Genomic DNA, 19118 nt, shown 5'->3' with positions numbered 1-19118 from the left:
GCCGGTCGCCGGCCGCCTGGTCGAGGCGCTGAAGCGCCTGGAGTATCGCGGCTATGATTCCGCCGGCATCGCGACCCTGGTGGGCGGGCGGATCGAGCGCCGCCGGGCCGAGGGCAAGCTGGCCAACCTGGAGCGGCGGCTGGGCGAGGCCCCGATCGACGGCACCATCGGCATCGGCCACACCCGCTGGGCCACCCATGGCCGGCCGAACGAGACCAACGCCCATCCGCATGCCACCGACCGCGTCGCCATCGTCCACAACGGCATCATCGAGAATTTCCGCGAGCTGCGGCAGGAGCTCGAGGGCCGCGGCCACGTCTTCGCCACCGAGACCGATTCCGAGATCGTCGCCCATCTGGTCAGCCACTACCTCGACCAGCAGCTGCCGCCGCGCGAGGCCAGCGCCGCGGCGCTGAAGCGGCTGGACGGCGCCTTCGCCCTGGCCTTCCTGTTCAACGGCGAGGAGGACCTGCTGGTGGTCGCCCGCCGCGGCTCGCCGCTGGCCATCGGCTTCGGCGACGGCGAGATGTATGTCGGGTCCGACGCGCTGGCGATCGGGTCCTGGACCGACCGGATCTGCTATCTCGACGAGGGCGACTGGGCCGTGGTGGCCCGCACCGGGGTCGAGATCTACGACGCCGCGGACCGCAAGGTGGAGCGCGCGGTCAAGCCGATCGCCATGACCGGCGCGATGATCGGCAAGGGCGACTTCCGCCACTACATGCTCAAGGAGATCTACGAGCAGCCGGCGGTGGTGGGCGACACGCTGCGCACCATGATCGACCCCGCGGCGCGGGCGATCGTGCTGCCCGCGCTGCCCTTCGACTTCGCCGATGTGCCGCGCGCCACCATCATCGCCTGCGGCACCGCCTTCTATGCCGGCATGGTCGCGAAATACTGGTTCGAGACGGTGGCGCGGCTGCCGGTCGAGATCGACGTCGCCTCCGAGTTCCGCTACCGCGAGGCGCCGATGCCGCCCGGCGGGCTGGCGATCTTCGTGTCGCAGTCGGGCGAGACCGCGGACACGCTGGCGGCGCTGCGCTACGCCCGGTCGCAGGGCCAGCGCATCCTGTCGATCGTCAACGTGCCCGACAGCTCGATCGCGCGCGAGAGCGACGCGGTGATCCAGACCCTGGCGGGGCCGGAGATCGGCGTCGCCTCGACCAAGGCCTTCACCACCCAGCTGACCGTCCTGGCCTGCCTGGCGGTGGCGGCGGCCCGGGCGCGCGGCGCCATCGACGCGGTGCGCGAGGCCGAGCTGTCGACCGCGCTGACCGAGGTGCCCAGCCGGCTGGCCGACGTGCTGAACCATGACGAGACCATCCGCACGCTCAGCCACGAGGTGGCCCTGGCGCGCGACGTGCTGTATCTCGGCCGCGGCCTGTCCTATCCGCTGGCGCTGGAAGGCGCCCTGAAGCTGAAGGAGATCAGCTACATCCACGCCGAGGGCTATGCCGCCGGCGAGATGAAGCATGGACCGATCGCCCTGATCGACGACAAGGTGCCGGTGATCGTGCTGGCGCCGCGGGACTCCGTGTTCGACAAGACCGTGTCGAATGTGCAGGAGGTGATGGCGCGCGGCGGCAAGGTGATCCTCTTCTCCGACCGCGAGGGCATCGAGAGGCTGGGGCCGGGCCCGGTGGCGGCGATCGACCTGCCCAGCGTCGACCCCTTCGTGGCGCCGATCCTCTACGCCGTGCCGGTGCAGCTCTTGGCCTATCACACCGCCGTGGCCAAGGGCACCGACGTCGACCAGCCACGCAACCTGGCCAAGAGCGTGACGGTGGAATAGGGGGCAGCCGGCTTTCCGCCGCCTGGTCGAACGCGTGGCCACGGTCGCGATCGACCTCACCGACAATGGCGGCCCGATGGATTGCTTCGCTGCGCTCGCAATGACGATGAGGGGCGACACGGGAGGGAGGCGCCGCGGCCACACCGACCGCCCATCCGCGCATGGGCGAGTCGCGGGCTCTTCTGGTCTCGCGGCCGCGCTTTCGGCTATGGTGCCGCCCGTTCCTGCGGAAGCGCTCCCGTCCCAACCATCGGGCATCATGTCCTCGACCGTCCCCGATCCCCTGACCATCGCCCTGCCCAAGGGCCGCATCCTGGACGAGCTGCGCCCGCTGATGGCGCATGCCGGGCTGGAGCCGGAGCCCGCCTTCGACGATCCGCGCCATCGCGGCCTGTCCTTCGCCACCAACCATCCGCACATCCGGCTGATCCGGGTGCGGTCGTTCGACGTCGCCACCTTCGTGGCCTTCGGCGCCGCCCAGCTGGGCATCGCCGGCAACGATGTGCTGATGGAGTTCGACTACCCCGAACTCTACGCCCCGCTCGACCTCGGCATCGGCGCCTGCCGCCTGGCCGTGGCCGAGCCGGTGGACCTGGCCGAGACCGACGACCCCAGGCGCTGGAGCCATGTCCGCGTCGCCACCAAATACCCGACCGTCACCCGCCGCCACTTCGCCGCCCGCGGGGTGCAGGCCGAATGCATCAAGCTGAACGGCGCCATGGAGCTGGCGCCCTCGCTGGGCCTGTGCCGCCGCATCGTCGACCTGGTCTCCTCCGGCGCGACGCTGGAGGCCAACGGCCTGCGCGAGATCGAGCACATCGCCGACGTCACCTCGCGGCTGATCGTCAACCGCGCCGCCTTCAAGACCCGTCCGGAGGAGATCGCCGGATGGATCGACCGTTTCCGGAATGCCGTCCATGCCGCTGCGTCTTGATGCCCGCTCGCCCGGTTTCGCCGAAGCCTTCGAGGCCTTCGTCTCGGCCCGCCGCGGCGCCCATGCCGACGTCGCCGGCGCGGTCGCCGCGATCGTCGCCGATGTCCGCGCCCGTGGCGATGAAGCGCTGGTCGACTACACCGAGCGCTTCGACCGCATCCGGCTGACGCCGGAGACCCTGCGCGTCTCGGCCGGCGAGATCGCCGCGGCGCGGGCCCAGGTCGATGCCGAGACCCTGGCGGCGCTGGACCTCGCGGCGCGGCGGATCGAATCCTTCCACGCCAGGACCGTGCTGCCGGCCCTGTCCTATGTCGACGAGGACGGCATCGGCCTGGCCGCGCGCTGGACCCCGATCGACGCGGTCGGGATCTACGTCCCCGGCGGCCTCGCCAACTATCCCAGCTCCGTCCTGATGAACGCCATCCCGGCCCGGGTCGCCGGGGTCGGGCGCATCGCCATGGTGGTGCCGACGCCGGACGGGGTGCTGAACCCGCTGGTGCTGGCCGCGGCCGAGCGCGCCGGCGTCACCGAGATCTGGCGCATCGGCGGCGCCCAGGCCGTGGCGGCGCTGGCCTACGGCACCACCAGCATTCGCGCCGTGGACAAGATCACCGGCCCAGGCAACGCCTATGTCGCCGAGGCCAAGCGCCAGGTGTTCGGCACCGTCGGCATCGACATGATCGCCGGCCCGTCCGAGATCCTGGTCGTGGCCGACGGTGACAACGACCCGGACTGGATCGCGATCGACCTGCTGGCCCAGGCCGAGCACGACATCCATTCCCAGTCGGTGCTCATCACCGACGATGCGGCTTTCGCCGATGCGGTGGTGGCGGCAGTCGACCGGGCGCTGGAGACGCTGCCCAAGGCCGCGATCGCCGGGCCGAGCTGGCGCGACCGCGGCGGCGTGATCGTGGTCGGGTCGCTCGACGACGCGGTGCCGCTGATCGACCGGCTGGCGCCCGAGCATCTCGAGCTCGCGGTCGCCGATCCCGACCGGCTGGCCGACCGGGTGCGCCATGCCGGCGCGATCTTCCTCGGCCGCCATGCGCCGGAGGCCGTCGGCGACTATGTCGCCGGGCCCAACCATGTGCTGCCGACCGCACGCAGCGCCCGCTTCGCCAGCGGCCTCAGCGTGTTCGACTTCGTCAAGCGCACCACCCTGGTGCGCTGCGACGCCGCCGGCCTGGCCCGGATCGGCCCGGCCGCGGTGCGGCTGGCCCGCGCCGAGGGGCTGGAGGCGCACGCCTTGTCGATCGCCCAGCGGCTGAAGGCCGAGGGATGAGCGGGGGCGATGGCGACGGGGAGCAGGCAAAGCTCGTCGAGGTCGTCATCGACGAGGCCGCGTCCGTCCGCCGGTCGCCCGAGGTGGCGCATGAGCGCCGGGTCGCGATCCACGACCTGATCGAACAGAACAGCTTCCGCCTGGTCGACGGCCCGGCCGGGCCCTACCGCCTGCGCCTGCGCATGGAGGAGAGCCGGCTGATCTTCGAGATCGCGGCCGGGGATGGGCCCGAGGGCGAGCCCGAGCGCGTGGCCCTGCCGATCCAGCCGTTCCGGCGGATCATCAAGGACTACTTCATGGTCTGCGAAACCTACTACGCCGCGATCCAGACCGCGCCGCCGTCGAAGATCGAGGCGATCGACATGGGGCGGCGGGGGCTGCACGACGAAGGCTCGGTGATGCTCGGCGAAGGGCTGGCGGAGCGCATCGCCATCGACCACGCGACCGCGCGGCGGCTGTTCACGCTGCTCTGCGTCCTGCAGATTCGCGGGTGAGCGATGGCGGGGCCGACCAGCGTCCTCTTCGCCTGCACCCAGAACTCGATCCGGTCGCCGATGGCCGAATCGATCCTGAAGCACGTCGCGGGGTCGCGCATCTTCGTCGACAGCGTCGGCGTCCGGCCGGGTGAGCTGGACCCCTTCGCCGTGGCGGTGATGAAGGAGATCGGCATCGATCTGGCGCGCCACCGGCCGAAGGGCTTCGACGACCTCGAGGACGACAATTTCGACATGGTGATCTCGCTGTCGCCGGAGGCGCAGCACCGCGCCGTTGAGATGACCCGCACCACGGCCTGCGAGCTGGAGTTCTGGAACACCTTCGACCCCACCGCGATCGAGGGCAACCGCGACACCCGGATGGCCGCCTTCCGTCAGGTCCGCGACTGGCTGCTGGCCCGCATCCGTGAACGCTTCGGCGACGCGGCGCGGGGCGGGGCGTGAGGATGGCCCTTGCGGTCCGCCGCGATGCGCCCATATTCTGACTAATCTAGTCAGGAGATATGTCATGAGCGGACGCAAGAAGGATGCATCCCCGTCCGCCTTGCCGGCGTGGAAGCTGGAGGACGCCAAGGCGCGTCTCAGCGAGGTCGTGCGACTCGCCCGGGAGAAGGGGCCGCAGCGCGTCACCGTGCACGGGCAGGATGCCGTGGTGATCCTGTCGGCTTCGGACTATGCCCGTCTGGCCCCGGCCGCCAATGTGAGCCTCGCCGCGCTCTTCGGCAGCGGACCGTTCGCGGCGCTGGATGATTTCGACGGCCAAGGCGTGCGCGAGTCGGCGCCGATGCGCGACATGCCGTCCTTTTGATCATGCCGCGCGGCTGGCTGCTGGACACCAATGTCGTGTCGGAGCTGCGCAAGGCGGCGCGGTGCGATCGGGCCGTTCGGGCCTGGGCTGAAGGCGTGCCTCCTGCCTCCTGCTATCTCAGCCGCGTGACCGTCGCCGAGATCCGCCTCGGGATCGAGCGGGTCTCGGATCCCGGGTTCCGCGCCGAGCTGGAAACCTGGCTGCGGGACGGTGTCAGGCTGTGGTTCGGGGATCGCATCCTCGATGTCGACGAGGATGTCGTCCTGGCCTGGCGACGCCTCGTGTATGAGGGGCAGAAGGCCAACTACACCTACGCGCAGCCGGACGCCCTCATCGCCGCGACCGCGATCGTCCACGACCTCGGCGTCGCCACCCGGAACGTCGAGGATTTTCGGCGCGCCGACGTTCCGGTGTTCAATCCGTGGAGCGATCGCGCCGGGCCGGCGTGACGCCCGAGGTCCGGACGAGGACCGCAGATACTGGAATAGTGGCCGAGACAGGCTCCGGCCCGAACAAACAGCTTGACCCAAGAATGGCAGTCGCCCACTTCTTGGGCGGTTTCTCAACATGGCGAGTATGGATGGCCAAGGAAGATTTGATCGAGTTCTCGGGCACCGTGACCGAGCTGCTCCCCAACGCGATGTTTCGGGTGAAGCTCGACAACGATCACGAAGTTCTCGCGCACACATCCGGCAAGATGCGCAAGAACCGCATCCGGGTGCTCGCGGGTGATCGGGTCAATGTCGAAATGACCCCCTACGACCTGTCCAAGGGTCGCATCACCTTCCGATTCAAGTAACACCCGTGCCCGCTCCAGACCGGACGGGCACGACCGACGTGCTTGTTCTCGCCTCGGCTTCGCCGAGGCGTCTCGATTTGTTGCGCCAGATCGGCATTGTTCCGGACCAGGTCCTGCCCGCCGATCTCGATGAAACGCCGCTGAAGCGCGAGCTGCCGGGCCCCCATGCCCGGCGCCTCGCCCAGGCCAAGGCCGAAGCGATTCGGGCGCAGGTGCCCGGCGCCTTCGTGCTGGCGGCCGACACCGTGGTCGGCTGCGGCCGGCGCATCCTGCCCAAGGCGGAGACCGACGAGGAGCTGCGGCGCTGCCTCGAACTCCTCTCCGGCCGGCGGCACCGCGTCCATGGCGGGGTCTGCCTGATCGCGCCGGACGGCACCATGCGGCTGCGGCTGGCGCAGAGCAGCGTCATCTTCAAGCAGCTCAGCCCGACCGAGATCGACGACTACGTCGCCTCGGGCGAAGGCCGCGGCAAGGCCGGCGGCTATGCCATCCAGGGGCGGGCGGCGATGCTGATCCGCGCCATCGAGGGCTCCTACTCCAACATCGTCGGCCTGTCGCTGTTCGACACCTCGCAGCTGCTGCGAGGGGCGGGCTACCGCTGGTGAGGGCGATCGAGATCACCGAGTCGGACGGCATCCTGCTGGCCGGCCTAGTGGTCGACGGCCGTCTGACCGACCTCGCCGCCGAGCGCCCGACGCGGCCCGGCCTGTCCGGCGCCGTGTTCCTGGCTCGGGTCGAGCGGGTCGACCGCGTCTCCGCCGCCGCCTTCCTCGACATCGGCACCGGCCGCAGCGCCTTCCTGCCGTTGCGCGGGCCCGAGGCCGATGCCTTGCGCGCCGGCGCGCCGGTGATGGTCCAGATCATCGCCGATCCCCGAGGCGATAAAGGGGGGGGCGAAAAGGGGGCCGAGGCCACCCGCGACATCGCGCTGCCCGGCGCCACCGTGATCCACCTGCCGTTCTCGGCCAATGTCGCCGTGTCGCACCGGCTGGGCCCCGCGGCGAAGCGCGAGTGGCAGCAGCGCCTGGCCGGCGGCTGGATCGTCCGCGCCGCCGCCGCGGCCGTCCCGCCCGACCAGGTGCTGGCCGAGGCCGAACGGCTGGGCCGGCGCTGGGAGACCATCGCCGACCGGGCCGAGACCACCCGCGCCCCGGCGCTGCTGGAACCGGCGCCCGGTGCCATCAGGCGGCTGATCCTGGACCATCCCGACGTCGCCCGCATCGTGGTCGACGGCGCCGCCCTGCTGCCGCCGCTGCAGCGCTGGGCAGCGGCCGCGGTGCCCGAGCTGGCCTCCCGCATCGCCGGTGGCCCGACGCCGCTGGGCGACGCCCTGGACGCGCTGCTGGCCCCGACCGTGGCACTGCCCTCCGGCGGCAGCATCACCATCGAGGCCACGCGGGCGCTGACCGCGATCGACGTCGATGGCGGCCGGTCGCCCGACCATCTCCGCACCAACCGCGAGGCGGCGGCGGAGATCGCCCGCCAGCTGCGGCTGCGCAACATCGGCGGCACCGTGGTGGTGGATTTCATCTCGATGCGCCGCGGCGGCGACAAGGCCGCGATTCTCAACGCCTTCCGCGCCGCGCTGGCCGACGACCCGCTGAAGGTCCAGCTCGGCGAGGCGCTGTCGCCGCTGGGCCTGGCCGAGCTGGCGCGCGAGCGGCGCGGCCAGGCGCTGGCCGCGATCATTGAGACTTGAAGCTAAGCCGCCCCGACCCGATTCTGAGAGCCATGACCACGATCACCGAAACCAGGGGGCATTGCCCCATCTGCCGCAAGCCGACGGAGCAGAAGTTCCGCCCCTTCTGCTCGCGCCGCTGCGCCGACATCGATCTCGGCCGTTGGTTTTCAGAGGCTTACGCCGTTCCGGTGAAGCCCGAGACCGACGAAGACGAAACATTGCAGCGAGATGAAGATGACCGCTAGACAGGCGGCCTTCGGTTTCCTATAAGCACGGCCTCCGCACCGCGGAGACAACGGCGCCCAGGTAGCTCAGTTGGTAGAGCAGGGGATTGAAAATCCCCGTGTCGGCGGTTCGACTCCGTCCCTGGGCACCATTCCCCTTCCCAAGAGAATGGCGCAACCGACGGGCCTCTGGGTCGGTTGCGACGCGCGCGCGATCAAGGCTTCGGCTTGGTCGGCAGCATCAGGCCGCCTTGTGGCCCGACCTTGACGCCGAGCAGGCCGGCGGCGGGGGCGACCGCCTTGTCCAGCACGCTGGGCTGCTTGGGCGGGGGCGGCTTGGGCGGCTCGCTGCCACAGGCGGCCAGCGCGGCGCAGATCAGAAGAAGCGAACACAGCCGCACGGCATCACCCCAGCTCGGTGCATCCCGGATCCCCGGGCCGGCCGCCATCATGACGCCAAGCGGCTGCGCCGTCAGCGGTCCTGGACGTCGACGCCGCGCAGACGCGCCGTGGTGTGGTGATCGCGGCCATGCGACGCGGTGCGCTGGACCGGCTCGCGGCGTCGGACGCCGGGCAGGGGGAGGAGCGGGCGATCCGGGGCCTGGCCCGAGGGCTGGTGCAGCAGCGCGGCCCGATCGAGGTCGCGGATCATCGCGGCGAGGTCGGCCGGGGCCAGCGGCCCTTCGGCGGCCCGTTCGTCGACGGCCTCGGCCGCATCCAGCCAGAAGGCGATCACCGTGACCTGCGCGATGCGGCCCCAGGCCGGGTCGTCGGGACGGCCGAGATGGATGATGACGTCCCGCCACCGGCGCAGCTGGCGCTGCTGCCACCAGCTCGGGGCCATCGCGCCGCTCAGGATCCGGACCAGGATGTCGCGCATGTCGGCGATGGCCCGACGGGCCCGTCCTCCGGGGTCCTGGACGGATCCGCGCATGTACCGCTCCCGATCGAGTTTCCGATACGGGTATAGCGGCGGCGCAGCGGCTGCTCACCTTACTGCTGCGTAAAGCGCCAGGGGCGTCGGGGCCCTAGCCGTTCAGGCGGAAGGTCCCGCTTTCGGACACGAAGCGCCGGTAATCCGCCAGCGGATAGCGGGCGCCGTCCGCGTCGGGCCGCTGCCGGTCGAGGTCGGGCGTGTTCGCCGGGTCGAGCAGGGCCAGCCAGGACCAGATGACCTGGAACGGCGCGCGGTTGCGGGTGCTCTTCATCGCCCGATACAGGGTGCCGCGCTCCAGCTCGCTGGGGGTGGTGCCGGTCTCCCAGCGGTTGAGGTAGCCGCGCAGGATCCGGCTCGCCTCCTGGCGCCGCTCCTTGTCGCCGTTGATCGCCATGGCCGACTCCTGTTCCTGGGCAGGGGTTAGGGCGGCGGATCCATCCGGCGCCCGCGGTCCCCGCGGCGCCGGAGATTCGGCGGTTGGGCCCGATCATGACAGGTTCGCGCCGCTGCGTCCGATCGATGCGCGGAGGGGCCGACTAGGATCCGGGCGAGCTAGGATCCGGGCGAGGGCGTGAAGAAGCAACGGACGGCGTGGGTGGATTTGCGGCAGATCCAGTAGTCGCCGTCCTCGCTGCTCAGGGTCTTGAAGCGCGGCACGAATTCGCCGGTCGACCGGATGGTGAATCCGTCGTGGCTCTCCTCGATGTCCGAGCGCGGCCAGGGGGTGCAGTCGCGCTCGCCGCAGCAATGGTTGGTGGTGCCATATTCGACATAGCCGCCGCGGTTGATCCAGATGTCATGCGCCGCGGCCGGACCGTGGCCGAAGGCAAGGAGGACCGGCAGAACAGCCGCGCCGGACCGGATCCGCTGCATCGTGTCCATCCGCGACCTCCCGCGCCGGTCGACTGCATGCCGAAGCAGGCAGGATAGACCGATGCGGCCGCCGGTCCAACGGCGCGGCTATTCCGCCGGCACCGCCGCGATCGCCCGCCGCGGCCGCTCCAGATCGGGCAGGAAGACGGTCAGGATGCCGATCAGCGGCAGGAAGGCGCAGAGGCGGTAGACGAAGCCGATGCTGGTGAGGTCCGCGACCTCGCCCAACACCGCGGCGCCGATGCCGCCCATGCCGAAGGCGAAGCCGAAGAACAGCCCGGCGATGGTGCCGGTCTTGCCCGGCACCAGCTCCTGCGCATAGACGACGATGGCGGAGAAGGCCGAGGCCAGGATCAGGCCGATGATGATGCTGAGGATCACCGTCCCGGTCAGCCCGACATAGGGCAGGGCCAGGGTGAAGGGCAGCACCCCCAGGATCGACCCCCAGATCACGTATTTGCGGCCGAAGCGGTCGCCGATCGGGCCGCCCGCCACCGTCCCCACCGCCACCGCGCCGAGGAAGATGAACAGGTGGATCTGCGCCTGCTGCACCGACACGTGGAAGGTCTCGATCAGGTAGAAGGTGTAGTAGCTCGTGAGGCTGGCCAGGTAGATGTACTTCGAGAACACCAGCATGCCGAGGACGCCCAGGGCGATGCCGACCGTGCGGCGCGGCAGCACGATCTGGCTGGCGGCCTGGCGCGGCTTGGCCCGGATGGTCCGGCGCTGCCGCCGGTACCAGGCGCCGACGCTCGACAGCACCAGGATGGCCAGCAGGGCGGCGGCGGAGAACCAGCCGATGCTGGACTGGCCGCGCGGCAGCACGATGAAGGCGGCCAGCAGCGGGCCGATGGCGGAGCCGATGTTGCCGCCGACCTGGAACAGCGACTGCGCCAGCCCGTGCCGGCCGCCCGAGGCCATCCGGGCTATGCGGGAGGATTCCGGATGGAACACCGCCGATCCCATGCCGACGAAGGCGGCGCCCAGCAGCAGCATCGGGAAGCTGGTGGCGACCGACAGGACGATCAGCCCGACCAGGGTGAAGGCCATGCCGATCGGCAGCGAGAAGGGCTGCGGCTTGCGGTCGGTGTAGAGGCCGATCGCCGGCTGGAGGATCGAGGCGGTGAGCTGGAACACGAAGGTGATCAGCCCGACCTGGCCGAAATCGAGGCCGTAGTTGGTCGCGAGCATCGGATACAGCGCCGGGAGCAGCGACTGCATCATGTCGTTCAGCAGATGGCTGAAGCTGATCGCGGCCAGGATGACGAAAACCGTCTTCTCGGCGTCGGGCCGGCCTGTCGTCTGGGTCAGATCGGGCGCGCCGCCCGCTATCGCTGTTCCGCTCGTCATTCCCAATGTTCCCGATGCCCGCTGAGCGGTGCATCATTGAGGCACCCGGCGGCGGGGGTGCCGTCGGTTCGGCCCACCATACGCCTTTCCGCCCGACCTGCTTTCGTGCTTTGGTCTATTAGTTTTGAGAGTGGGCCATGGTCCGAAACGCCGCCATTTTCGATTACGAGGACACGCCTCGCCCGATCGTCGCCCTCGGCAACGACTATCCGGTGAATTTCACGATCCTGCCGCACCGGCACCGGCGATCGCAGCTGCTGTACGGCAGCGACGGCGTGCTGCTGGTCCGGACCGAGCAGGCGCGCTGGGTGGTGCCGCCGGAGCGCGGCGTCTGGCTTCCCGGCGGCATCACCCATGAAGTGCAGTCGATCGGCGCGGTCAAGGTCCGCAGCGTCTATGTCGAGCCCGATGCGGTTCCCGGCCTGCCGGCGGAATGCCAGGTGGTCGGCGTCTCCGCCCTGATGCGCAGCCTGCTGATCGAGGCCGTCGACCTGCCGCTGGAATATGATCGGGACAGCCGGGCAGGGCTGATCATGGCGCTGATCCTGGAGGAAATCGGGCGGATGCCGGTGCTGCCGCTGAACCTGCCGCTGCCGGGCCATGCGGCGCTGGCCGCCCGCTGCCGCCACTTCCTGGACGGGCCGACGCCGCACGACACGATCGACGATTGGTGCGATGCCCTGGCGATGAGCCGCCGGGCCTTCACCCGCCTGTTCCGGCAGGAGACCGGCCTCAGCCTGTCCGCCTGGCGGCAGCAGGCCTGCCTGTTCCACGCCCTGCCGCGGCTGGCCGCGGGCGAGCCGGTGACGGTGGTCGCCCTCGACCTCGGATATGACAGTGCAGCCGCCTTCACCACTATGTTCAAGCGCCTGCTGGGCGTCCCGCCCAGCCGCTACTTCGGTGCGGCCTCCGGCGGCGGCGCCCCGGGTTCCAGGCCGTAGGAGGTGACGCGCAGCGCCTCGCGGATGTCGGGGATCGCCGCCTCCGCCGCCTCGTAGCCGAGGTCGATCATCTCCGCCGCCCGATCGAATTCGGCGCTGCCGATATGGCCCAGCTTCGGTGCGATCAGCACATCAGGCGGTTCGGCGGCGAGGCGGCTGCGCCCGGTGCGGTCGAGCACGATGTTGAGCGACGCCATCATCACCCCGAACAGGCTGGGCGCGTTCGGGTCGCGGCGGAACAGCTTGCGGGCGATGCCGTTGATGCCGCTCAGCAGGCCGCCGCCCGGCATCAGCTCCAGGACGTCGAATCCGGCGATATGGGCATAGCCGCCGCCGGGCACGCGGGTCTTGCCCATGATGTCGCCGTTCAGGTTGACCGCGATCACCACCTCGGCGCCGAGCGCGCGGCAGACCGAGACCGGCACCGGATTGACCAGGGCGCCGTCGACCAGCATGTGCCGCCCGACCCGCCGCGGCGGGAACACCCCCGGCAGGGCGTAGGACGCCTGGATCACCTCGGACACCCGGCCTTTGGTCAGGCAGACCTCGTGGCCGGTGAACAGGTCGACGCAGAGGGCGCCGAACGGCACGCCGAGATCCTCGATCCTGAGGTCGCCGAAGCTCTGGTCCAGCAGCCGGCCCAGCTTGCGCCCGCTGATCAGGCTGGGCTGGCCCAGGCCGAAATCGAGATAGGCGATCATCCGCTGCCGGTTCAGCCCGAGGGCCCAGGCCTCCAGCACGTCCAGCCGGCCGGAGAGATGGGCGGCGCCGGCCAGGGCGCCGACCGAGGTGCCGCACACCACCTGCGGCCGGATGCCGGCGGCGTCCAGCGCGCGCAGCACGCCGATATGGGCCCAGCCGCGGGCGATACCGCCGCCGAGCGTCAGGCCGAGGACCGGAGGGGCCTCGGCGTCGGCATCCATCGTCATCGCTAGACCCGCGTGATCCGGCCGTCGACCTTCGGCGCCACGGTGCCGACCGAGGTGACGTAGTCCATCACCACCGTCGCCATCAGCCGGCCGGCCGAGGCGTCGACCAGCACTTTGCCCCTGGTCATCGCGGCATAGCCGTCGCCGCCGCCGGCCATGTAGTCGTTGGTGGCGACGCGGTAGGTCGCGGCATCGTCCAGCGGTTCGCCGTCGACCGTGACCGAGACGATGCGGCTGCCGGGCGGCTTGGCCGGATCCCAGGTGAAGGCCAGGCCCGAGACCTGGGGGAAGCGCCCGGCGACGGCCTCGACCTGGGACACGCCGCTCTCCAGTGCCGCGCGGATGTCGGCGCCTTTCAGCTCGAGCAGCACCGCGACATTGCCGAAGGGCAGCTCGGCCAGGATGTCCTTGCGCGTCAGCTCGGTGCCGGCGGCGATCAGCCGGTCGCCGCGGACGCCGCCGCCGTTGATGATGGCGATCTGGGCGCCCGGCGTGCCCCAGCGCACCCCGTCGGCGATCAGGTCGCCCATCGTCGTCTCCCGGGTGCGGACGCTGCCGCGCTGGCTGTCCAGCTCGACCGCGGTCTTGCCGATGACCACGCCCAAAGCATCATTCAGCGCCTTGTTGTAGCTGTCGACCTTGGCCTGAATCTCGGCATCCGGCTCGACCCCCGCGGTCGGCCGCACCTCCCAGCTCGGCAGCACCGCGATGATCGGGCCGTCCTTGGTGTCGCGGGTCGAGATCTCCAGCTCGACCACGCCGAGATAGTGCGAGTCGTAGCCGGCTTTGAAGACCAGGACGTTGTTCTCGTAGAACATGATCGGGTCGTGGTCGTGCCCGCCCAGTACCAGGTGCAGCCCCTTGACCGACTGCGCCAGCTGCCGGTCCTGGGCGAAGCCGAGATGGGTCAGCGCCACCAGGATGTTGGCGCCCTGGGCCTTCAGCGCCTCCACCGCCTGCTTCGCCGTGGCGATGATGTCGGGGAAGCTGATGTCGGGGCCGGGGCTGGACAGCGTCGCGGTGTCCGGCGTCAGGATGCCGAGGAAGCCGATGGTGTAGTCGCCGACCTGGCGGGTGGCGGTGGCGATGCCGCCGCCGAACGGCTTGCCGTCCTTGCCCAGGACATTGGCGCCGAGCCAGGGGAATTTCGATTCGCCGACGCGCTGGGCCGCCAGCTCCGGCCCGTAGTCGAACTCGTGGTTGCCCCAGACCGCATAGTCGACCCCGACGGCGTTGAACAGGTCGATCATCTGCGAGCCCTTGGTCAGGCCCGACATCACCGAGGGCGACAGCGTGTCGCCGCCGAAGGTGGTGATGCTGTGCGGATTCGCGGCGCGGGCCTGCTTCAGCAGCGTCGCCAGCTGGCCGAAGCCGCCCTGGCCGCGCACCGGGCCGATCTCGTAGACGTCGTTGACGTGCAGGAAGGCCAGGCGCAGCGGCGTGGCGGCGGCCCAGCCCGGCAGCGGGGCGGCGGCGAACAGCGTGGCGAGCATGACCTGGCGGCGCGACGGGCCCTGCATGGCTGGAATCTCCCTCCGGATGGCGGTGCCAGCATGGACCGGGCCACGGCCGGATGTCATCCTCGCCGGCGTTTCAGACCGGTGACAAGCGAGCGGATCGGATGACCCAGGGCAGTCTCTACCATCCGGCCACCGCCGACACCGCCCACACCGTCTCGAGCTATTGGGAGGCCACCGCCGGACCGCCGCCGGAGGGCTGTGTGCCGCTGGCCGGTGACGAGGCCTGTGACATCGCGGTCATCGGCGGCGGCTATACTGGCCTGTCGGCGGCGCTGCATTTGGCGCGCGACCTCGGCGTCGACGTCCGGGTGCTGGAGGCCGGCCGGATCGGCTGGGGCGCCTCCGGCCGCAACGGCGGCTTCAACTGCGTCGGCGCCGCCAAGCTGTCGGGTGCCGCGATGCTGAAGCGGGTCGGTCGCGACGAGGTCCGCCGCTACTACGCCGCCCAGGTCGAGGCGACGGAGCTGGTGGCGCAGCTGAGCCGGGACGAGGGCATCGATTTCGATCGCCAGGGCGACGGCGTCATCAGCGTCGCCCGCAAGCCCAGCCGGGTGCGCGAGCTGGAGGAGGAGGCGCGCTGGGACCGCGAGGTCACCGGCCTGACCTCGACGCTGTGGAGCCGGGATGAGCTGCGCGAGCGCGGCCATGCCGGGCCGGAGGCGCATGGCGCGCTGCATCACGCCGCCGGCTTCGGCCTGCACCCCCTGAAATACCATCGCGGCCTGACCCGCGCCGCCCTGGCGCGGGGCGTCAGGATCCACGACCGCAGCCGCGTCACCGGCTGGGTGCGGGAGGGCGGCGGCCACCGGCTGGTCACGTCAGGCGGGTCGCTGCGGGCCAAGCGGGTGCTGATCGCCACCAACGGCTACACCACCGACGCGCTGCATCCCTACCTCGCCGGCACCTTCCTGCCGGCCCTGTCCAACATCGTCACGACCAGGCCGCTGACCGCGGCGGAGCAGGCGGCCCAGGGCTGGACCACCGGGACGCCGCTGTCGGACAGCCGCAACCTGCTGTTCTACTTCCGGCTGCTGGCGGATGGCCGGCTGCTGCTCGGCGCCCGCGGCGGCACCTGGGGCAGCCCGGAGGCGTCGGCGCGCTACCGCCGCTGGCTGGAGGGCCGGATCGGCATCGCCTATCCCGCCTGGCGCGATGTCGAGACCACCCATTTCTGGTCCGGCCTGGTCTGCCTGTCGGCCAATCTGACGCCGATGCTGGGCCAGGTGCCGGACGATCCCGGCGTCTGGTACGCGCTGGCCTATCACGGCAACGGCGTGGCCAGCGCCGGCTGGGCCGGCCGCGCCATCGCCCATGCCATGACCGGCGGCCCGGTGCCGGGCGTCGGCATCCCGGCGCTGATGGCGACGCCGCCGACCCGCTTCCCGCTCGGCCGCTGGCGGCGCTGGCTGCTGAAGGCGGCGTATCTCAAGTTCATGGTGCAGGACCTTCTTTAGGAGCCCCGGCTCTGACGCCGGGGCCGCCCCGCATTCTGCGCATTTGGCCGCTGGGCAGCCCGACCGTAGCCTTCGGGACGGGCTGGCCGGAGACGTGACGCCATGAAGATCCTGACGCTGCAGAACAACGACATCTCGCCCTCCGGCGTGATCGGCGCCGCCATCGCCGAGGCCGGCGGCACCGAGGATGTGCGCTTCCCGGAGCACGGCGACGCGCTGCCGGCCGACGCGACAGGACATGACGGGCTGCTGGTGCTGGGCGGCACCCAGCACGCGGCCGACGATATCGCCCATCCGCATCTGCCGGCGCAGATCGAGGCGATCCGCGCCTTCGCCGCCGCCGGCAAGCCGGTGCTGGGCATCTGCCTCGGCAGCCAGCTGCTGGCCCGTGCGCTCGGCGGCACCGTCCGGCGCCACCACACGCCGGAGGTCGGGTTCACCGCGATCCAGCCGACCGCGGCGGCGGAGGCCGATCCGCTGCTGCAGGGCCTGGTGCCGCTGCCGCGGCTGATGCACTGGCACTATGACACCTTCGACCTGCCGGAGGGCGCGACGCTGCTGGCCACCAACCCGGTCTGCTCGAACCAGGCCTTCACCGCCGGGCCGGGGCTGTACGGGCTGCAGTTCCATCTCGAGGTCACGGCCAGGATCGTGCAGGGCTGGGTCGACGCCTTCCAGGCCTGGACGCAGGACCGGTTCCCGGAGTTCTACGCCACCTATCGCGATCAGCTGATGAACGACCATCCCGGCGCCGCCGCCTTCGGCCGGCAGGTCGGGCTGCGCTGGATGGAGATGGTGCGCGCGGCCCACGCGGAGAGCCGCCAGGCGGCCTGACGGGGCGACGCTACAAGCGCCGCGGCCATTTTCGCGCGCCATGCATGACGCGTAGAATCGTGACCGCGCTTTCGTCGATACGATAGGCGACGACATAGGGCGTGTGGTTGACCACCAGTTCCCGCGTGTTCCGCAGGCGACCGGGCCGGCCCATCCGCGGATGGGCCGGCCAGCATCGCAACTTGCAGCTCGATCACATCAAGAATGGCGACCGCCACGACGGGATTGTCGATGTCGATGTGGTCGGCGATATCGAGAAGATCCTCCCGGGCGGCTGGGCGCCAGTTAACGCGCACGCCCGGCGGCCTTGGCGATCCGCGCCTGCAGGCGCGCCTTCACATCGGCCATGGCCCGGTCATGGGGAATGCTGGGACGCGGATCGTCGATCGCCGCTTGCACCTGCGCCCTGAACCAGGCGTCATAGCCGGGCTCGGGCTTCTGCCGTTCCTCGACATAGGCCCGCATGAAGTCGCGGATAACCTGCGCGGCCGGCCGGTCGGCCGCCTCGGTGGCCGCCTTGAAGGCAGCCTTGAGGTCCGCCGACACGCGGAAGTTGAAGTTCTCTTCCTTCGGATGGCTGCTGATCCGGGGCATGAGATCACCTGACGATGCCGTGATGCGCAATGATAATGTGCAGACAACGTCAATGCAAATCGCCGGGCGGGCGGGCGGGGAGGATGCCATGACCTTCGACGATGTCTGCGCCATCGCTCTGGCCTGGCCCGGCGTCGAACGGTCGACCTCCTACGGCACGCCGGCCTTGAAGGTGAAGGGCAAGCTCCTGACCCGGCTGCGCGAGGATGGCGAGACTCTGGTGGTCCTCGGCGTCGGCTTCGATGAGCGCGAGATGCTGATGGAGGCTGAGCCCGACGTGTTCCACATCACGCCGCACTACCGGGACTGGCCGATGGTGCTGATGCGTTTGCCCAAGGCCGATCCCGGCGCGGTCGAGGCCTTGCTGCTGCGCCGCTGGCGCGCGGTGGCGCCGAAGCGGCTGGTGCAGGACTTCGACGCGGCGAACGGCTGATCAGCCCGGCAGCATCCGGCGCAGCACGCCGTCGCGCAGGGCGTAGTGGTGGATCAGCGCCATGGCCGCGTGCAGCCCGGCCAGGACGATGATGATCCAGGCGACGTCGTTGTGCAGCCCGGCAAAGGTCCGCCCCAGGTCGGGGTTGGGGGCGAAGGCCGCGGGCACCGAGAACAGGCCGAAGAACTGGAAGGGTTCACCCTCCGCCCAGCGGAACAGGAAGCCCAGCGTCACCTGTGCCGCCAGCAGCAGATACAGCGCGTGATGCGCCGCCTTGGCCGCCAGGCGCTGCAGGCCGGAGGCCGCGGGCGGCAGGCGGCGGCCCCGGCTGCCGCGCCAGGCCAGGCGGGCGATCAGCACCGCCGCCAGCAGCAGGCCGAGGGAGATGTGCAGCGACTGGTCGAACTTGCGGATCTCGCGCGGGAAGAAGCCCCAGGTCTCGGCCAGCAGGAACAGCGTCACCACCAGCACCGCCGTCAGCCAGTGCAGGACGATCGTCACCCGGTCATACCGGCGTGCGGATGGGTCGGTCGGGGCCGCGGTCATGGCGGCCGGCTGGATCGTCATTCGATGCTCGTGGTTGAATTGTCGGGGGCACGGGTTCTCTGCCCGCCTTCACGGTTCGCCGGGCCGCAGCCGGCGGTTTGCCCCCAGGTCAATTCGACGCAGCCGCGTGGCGTCAGATCCGCGCCATCAGCGTGGCGAAGCGGGTCAGGCCCTCCGGCCAGGGGCCGTGGCCGCTGGTGCTGTCGAGATGCCCGGCCTCGCCGGCGTCGACGAAGCCACTGCCCCAGGCCGCGGCCAGGTCTTCGGCCACCGCCGGGGCGCAATGCGGGTCGTTGGCGCTGGCCACCAGCTGCGAGGGGAAGGGCAGCGGATCGCGCGGCACATCCTCATAGCCGGGGGCGCCGGCCTTGGCCGGATCCGGCGGCGCCACCAGCAGCGCGCCGGCGACGCGGCCGTTCAGGCGTGGGGCGGCGAAGGCGACGGCCAGCACGCCCAGGCCATGGGCGATCAGCACCACCGGCCGGTCGCCCTCCGCCGCCGCGGCGACCAGGGCCTCGACCCGGCTGGCGCGGTCCGCCGGGTCTTCCGCCGAACCGACCCAGCGCGCGGTCTTCAGGCGCGAGTGCCAGCGCGACTGCCAATGGCTTTCGTCCGGGCTCGACAGCCCCGGGACCATGAGGATGGATGCGTCCGCGGATTTCATGGGGACCTGATGCGGCTTCGGGGCGACAG

General features: G+C 70.7%; 26 protein-coding genes, 1 tRNA gene and 1 pseudogene. 16 read left to right on the top strand and 12 right to left on the bottom strand.

Annotated features, from left to right (window positions below):
- From glmS to AB4112_RS32590, 12 genes are all read left to right on the top strand, one after another.
- Positions 1-1792: glutamine--fructose-6-phosphate transaminase (isomerizing) (gene glmS, locus AB4112_RS32645; RefSeq protein ID WP_441726027.1), on the top strand; the 1792-nt coding region annotated here is incomplete at its 5' end.
- A gap of 259 nt (positions 1793-2051) precedes the next feature.
- Positions 2052-2726, top strand: coding sequence for an ATP phosphoribosyltransferase (gene hisG, locus AB4112_RS32640; RefSeq protein WP_309799762.1), 675 nt, complete (start codon positions 2052-2054; stop codon positions 2724-2726).
- Positions 2710-4008 carry a histidinol dehydrogenase gene (hisD, locus tag AB4112_RS32635; RefSeq protein WP_441726023.1) on the top strand — a complete coding sequence of 433 codons (1299 nt, stop codon included), beginning with the start codon at positions 2710-2712 and terminating at the stop codon, positions 4006-4008. The genes hisG and hisD overlap by 17 nt, the downstream gene beginning before the upstream one ends.
- Entirely contained in the window at positions 4005-4502 is a 498-nt protein-coding gene (locus AB4112_RS32630) for a UPF0262 family protein (protein ID WP_309799759.1), read from the top strand. The genes hisD and AB4112_RS32630 overlap by 4 nt, the downstream gene beginning before the upstream one ends.
- A gap of 3 nt (positions 4503-4505) precedes the next feature.
- The gene (locus tag AB4112_RS32625) at positions 4506-4946 is read left to right on the top strand and encodes an arsenate reductase ArsC (RefSeq protein ID WP_309799757.1); all 441 of its coding nucleotides are present in this window, start codon (positions 4506-4508) and stop codon (positions 4944-4946) included.
- 64 nt (positions 4947-5010) lie between these two features.
- Entirely contained in the window at positions 5011-5310 is a 300-nt protein-coding gene (locus tag AB4112_RS32620; protein WP_441726019.1) for a type II toxin-antitoxin system Phd/YefM family antitoxin, read from the top strand.
- 2 nt (positions 5311-5312) lie between these two features.
- The gene (locus tag AB4112_RS32615; RefSeq protein ID WP_441726036.1) at positions 5313-5759 is read left to right on the top strand and encodes a type II toxin-antitoxin system VapC family toxin; all 447 of its coding nucleotides are present in this window, start codon (positions 5313-5315) and stop codon (positions 5757-5759) included.
- A gap of 131 nt (positions 5760-5890) precedes the next feature.
- Positions 5891-6109 (top strand): translation initiation factor IF-1, encoded by a 219-nt coding sequence (infA, locus tag AB4112_RS32610; RefSeq protein WP_138885999.1) that lies wholly within the window; start codon positions 5891-5893, stop codon positions 6107-6109.
- A gap of 5 nt (positions 6110-6114) precedes the next feature.
- Entirely contained in the window at positions 6115-6714 is a 600-nt protein-coding gene (locus tag AB4112_RS32605) for a Maf family protein (protein WP_441726016.1), read from the top strand.
- The gene (locus AB4112_RS32600; RefSeq protein ID WP_441726013.1) at positions 6711-7808 is read left to right on the top strand and encodes a ribonuclease E/G; all 1098 of its coding nucleotides are present in this window, start codon (positions 6711-6713) and stop codon (positions 7806-7808) included. Before AB4112_RS32605 ends, AB4112_RS32600 begins: the two co-directional genes overlap by 4 nt.
- A 32-nt stretch (positions 7809-7840) precedes the next feature.
- A complete protein-coding gene (locus AB4112_RS32595; RefSeq protein WP_309799746.1) occupies positions 7841-8035 on the top strand; it encodes a DNA gyrase inhibitor YacG in 195 nt (64 codons plus the stop codon).
- Positions 8036-8090: 55 nt separating this feature from the next.
- Positions 8091-8166: transfer RNA gene (locus AB4112_RS32590), tRNA-Phe, on the top strand.
- A 63-nt stretch (positions 8167-8229) separates the two neighbouring features.
- Here AB4112_RS32590 and AB4112_RS32585 read toward each other — a convergent pair.
- The 5 genes from AB4112_RS32585 to AB4112_RS32565 all read right to left on the bottom strand — a co-directional run bounded on the left by AB4112_RS32585 (position 8230) and on the right by AB4112_RS32565 (position 11174).
- Positions 8230-8415, bottom strand: a complete 186-nt coding sequence (locus tag AB4112_RS32585; RefSeq protein WP_309799745.1) for a hypothetical protein — start codon at positions 8413-8415, stop codon at positions 8230-8232.
- 71 nt (positions 8416-8486) lie between these two features.
- A complete protein-coding gene (locus AB4112_RS32580; protein WP_441726009.1) occupies positions 8487-8948 on the bottom strand; it encodes a hypothetical protein in 462 nt (153 codons plus the stop codon).
- Between the two features lie 94 nt (positions 8949-9042).
- Entirely contained in the window at positions 9043-9345 is a 303-nt protein-coding gene (locus AB4112_RS32575) for a hypothetical protein (protein ID WP_309799741.1), read from the bottom strand.
- A 158-nt stretch (positions 9346-9503) separates the two neighbouring features.
- Positions 9504-9833, bottom strand: a complete 330-nt coding sequence (locus AB4112_RS32570; protein ID WP_309799739.1) for a hypothetical protein — start codon at positions 9831-9833, stop codon at positions 9504-9506.
- Positions 9834-9911: 78 nt separating this feature from the next.
- The gene (locus tag AB4112_RS32565; protein WP_441726005.1) at positions 9912-11174 is read right to left on the bottom strand and encodes an MFS transporter; all 1263 of its coding nucleotides are present in this window, start codon (positions 11172-11174) and stop codon (positions 9912-9914) included.
- Positions 11175-11311: 137 nt separating this feature from the next.
- On the opposite strand from AB4112_RS32565, the gene AB4112_RS32560 reads away from it, so the two are divergent.
- Positions 11312-12115, top strand: coding sequence for an AraC family transcriptional regulator (locus AB4112_RS32560; RefSeq protein ID WP_441726003.1), 804 nt, complete (start codon positions 11312-11314; stop codon positions 12113-12115).
- Here AB4112_RS32560 and AB4112_RS32555 read toward each other — a convergent pair.
- The gene (locus tag AB4112_RS32555; protein WP_309799732.1) at positions 12067-13044 is read right to left on the bottom strand and encodes a patatin-like phospholipase family protein; all 978 of its coding nucleotides are present in this window, start codon (positions 13042-13044) and stop codon (positions 12067-12069) included. The two genes, AB4112_RS32560 and AB4112_RS32555, sit on opposite strands and share 49 nt — an antisense overlap.
- Positions 13045-13046: 2 nt before the next feature.
- Entirely contained in the window at positions 13047-14564 is a 1518-nt protein-coding gene (locus tag AB4112_RS32550; protein WP_441725999.1) for a bifunctional metallophosphatase/5'-nucleotidase, read from the bottom strand.
- Positions 14565-14665: 101 nt separating this feature from the next.
- Between AB4112_RS32550 and AB4112_RS32545 the strand changes: the two genes are divergently transcribed.
- On the top strand, positions 14666-16018 hold the full coding sequence (locus AB4112_RS32545; protein ID WP_441725996.1) for an NAD(P)/FAD-dependent oxidoreductase: 1353 nt from the start codon (positions 14666-14668) through the stop codon (positions 16016-16018).
- Positions 16019-16120: 102 nt separating this feature from the next.
- Positions 16121-16852: a type 1 glutamine amidotransferase gene (locus AB4112_RS32540; RefSeq protein ID WP_441725993.1), complete on the top strand. Its 732-nt coding sequence runs from the start codon at positions 16121-16123 to the stop codon at positions 16850-16852.
- 10 nt (positions 16853-16862) lie between these two features.
- Here AB4112_RS32540 and AB4112_RS32535 read toward each other — a convergent pair whose 3' ends face one another.
- The 3 genes and pseudogenes from AB4112_RS32535 to relB all read right to left on the bottom strand — a co-directional run bounded on the left by AB4112_RS32535 (position 16863) and on the right by relB (position 17446).
- Positions 16863-17006: a type II toxin-antitoxin system RelE/ParE family toxin gene (locus AB4112_RS32535; protein ID WP_441726033.1), complete on the bottom strand. Its 144-nt coding sequence runs from the start codon at positions 17004-17006 to the stop codon at positions 16863-16865.
- Between the two features lie 70 nt (positions 17007-17076).
- A pseudogene (locus AB4112_RS32530) lies at positions 17077-17148 on the bottom strand (hypothetical protein); the annotation flags it as partial.
- Positions 17138-17446 (bottom strand): type II toxin-antitoxin system RelB family antitoxin, encoded by a 309-nt coding sequence (gene relB / locus AB4112_RS32525; RefSeq protein ID WP_441725990.1) that lies wholly within the window; start codon positions 17444-17446, stop codon positions 17138-17140. The pseudogene AB4112_RS32530 and the gene relB, both read right to left, overlap by 11 nt.
- An 88-nt stretch (positions 17447-17534) precedes the next feature.
- On the opposite strand from relB, the gene AB4112_RS32520 reads away from it, so the two are divergent.
- Positions 17535-17879: an MmcQ/YjbR family DNA-binding protein gene (locus AB4112_RS32520; RefSeq protein ID WP_441725988.1), complete on the top strand. Its 345-nt coding sequence runs from the start codon at positions 17535-17537 to the stop codon at positions 17877-17879.
- On the opposite strand, the gene AB4112_RS32515 is transcribed toward AB4112_RS32520, so the two are convergent.
- Entirely contained in the window at positions 17880-18446 is a 567-nt protein-coding gene (locus tag AB4112_RS32515; RefSeq protein WP_309799717.1) for a cytochrome b, read from the bottom strand.
- 112 nt (positions 18447-18558) lie between these two features.
- Positions 18559-19089 carry an RBBP9/YdeN family alpha/beta hydrolase gene (locus AB4112_RS32510; RefSeq protein ID WP_441725985.1) on the bottom strand — a complete coding sequence of 177 codons (531 nt, stop codon included), beginning with the start codon at positions 19087-19089 and terminating at the stop codon, positions 18559-18561.
- Positions 19090-19118 lie beyond the last annotated feature (29 nt).

The sequence above is a fragment of the Inquilinus sp. 2KB_23 genome, assembly GCF_052115705.1.
In the GTDB taxonomy this organism is placed as follows: Bacteria; Pseudomonadota; Alphaproteobacteria; order DSM-16000; family Inquilinaceae; genus Inquilinus; species Inquilinus ginsengisoli_A.
This window is presented reverse-complemented; position numbering and strand designations above follow the sequence as displayed.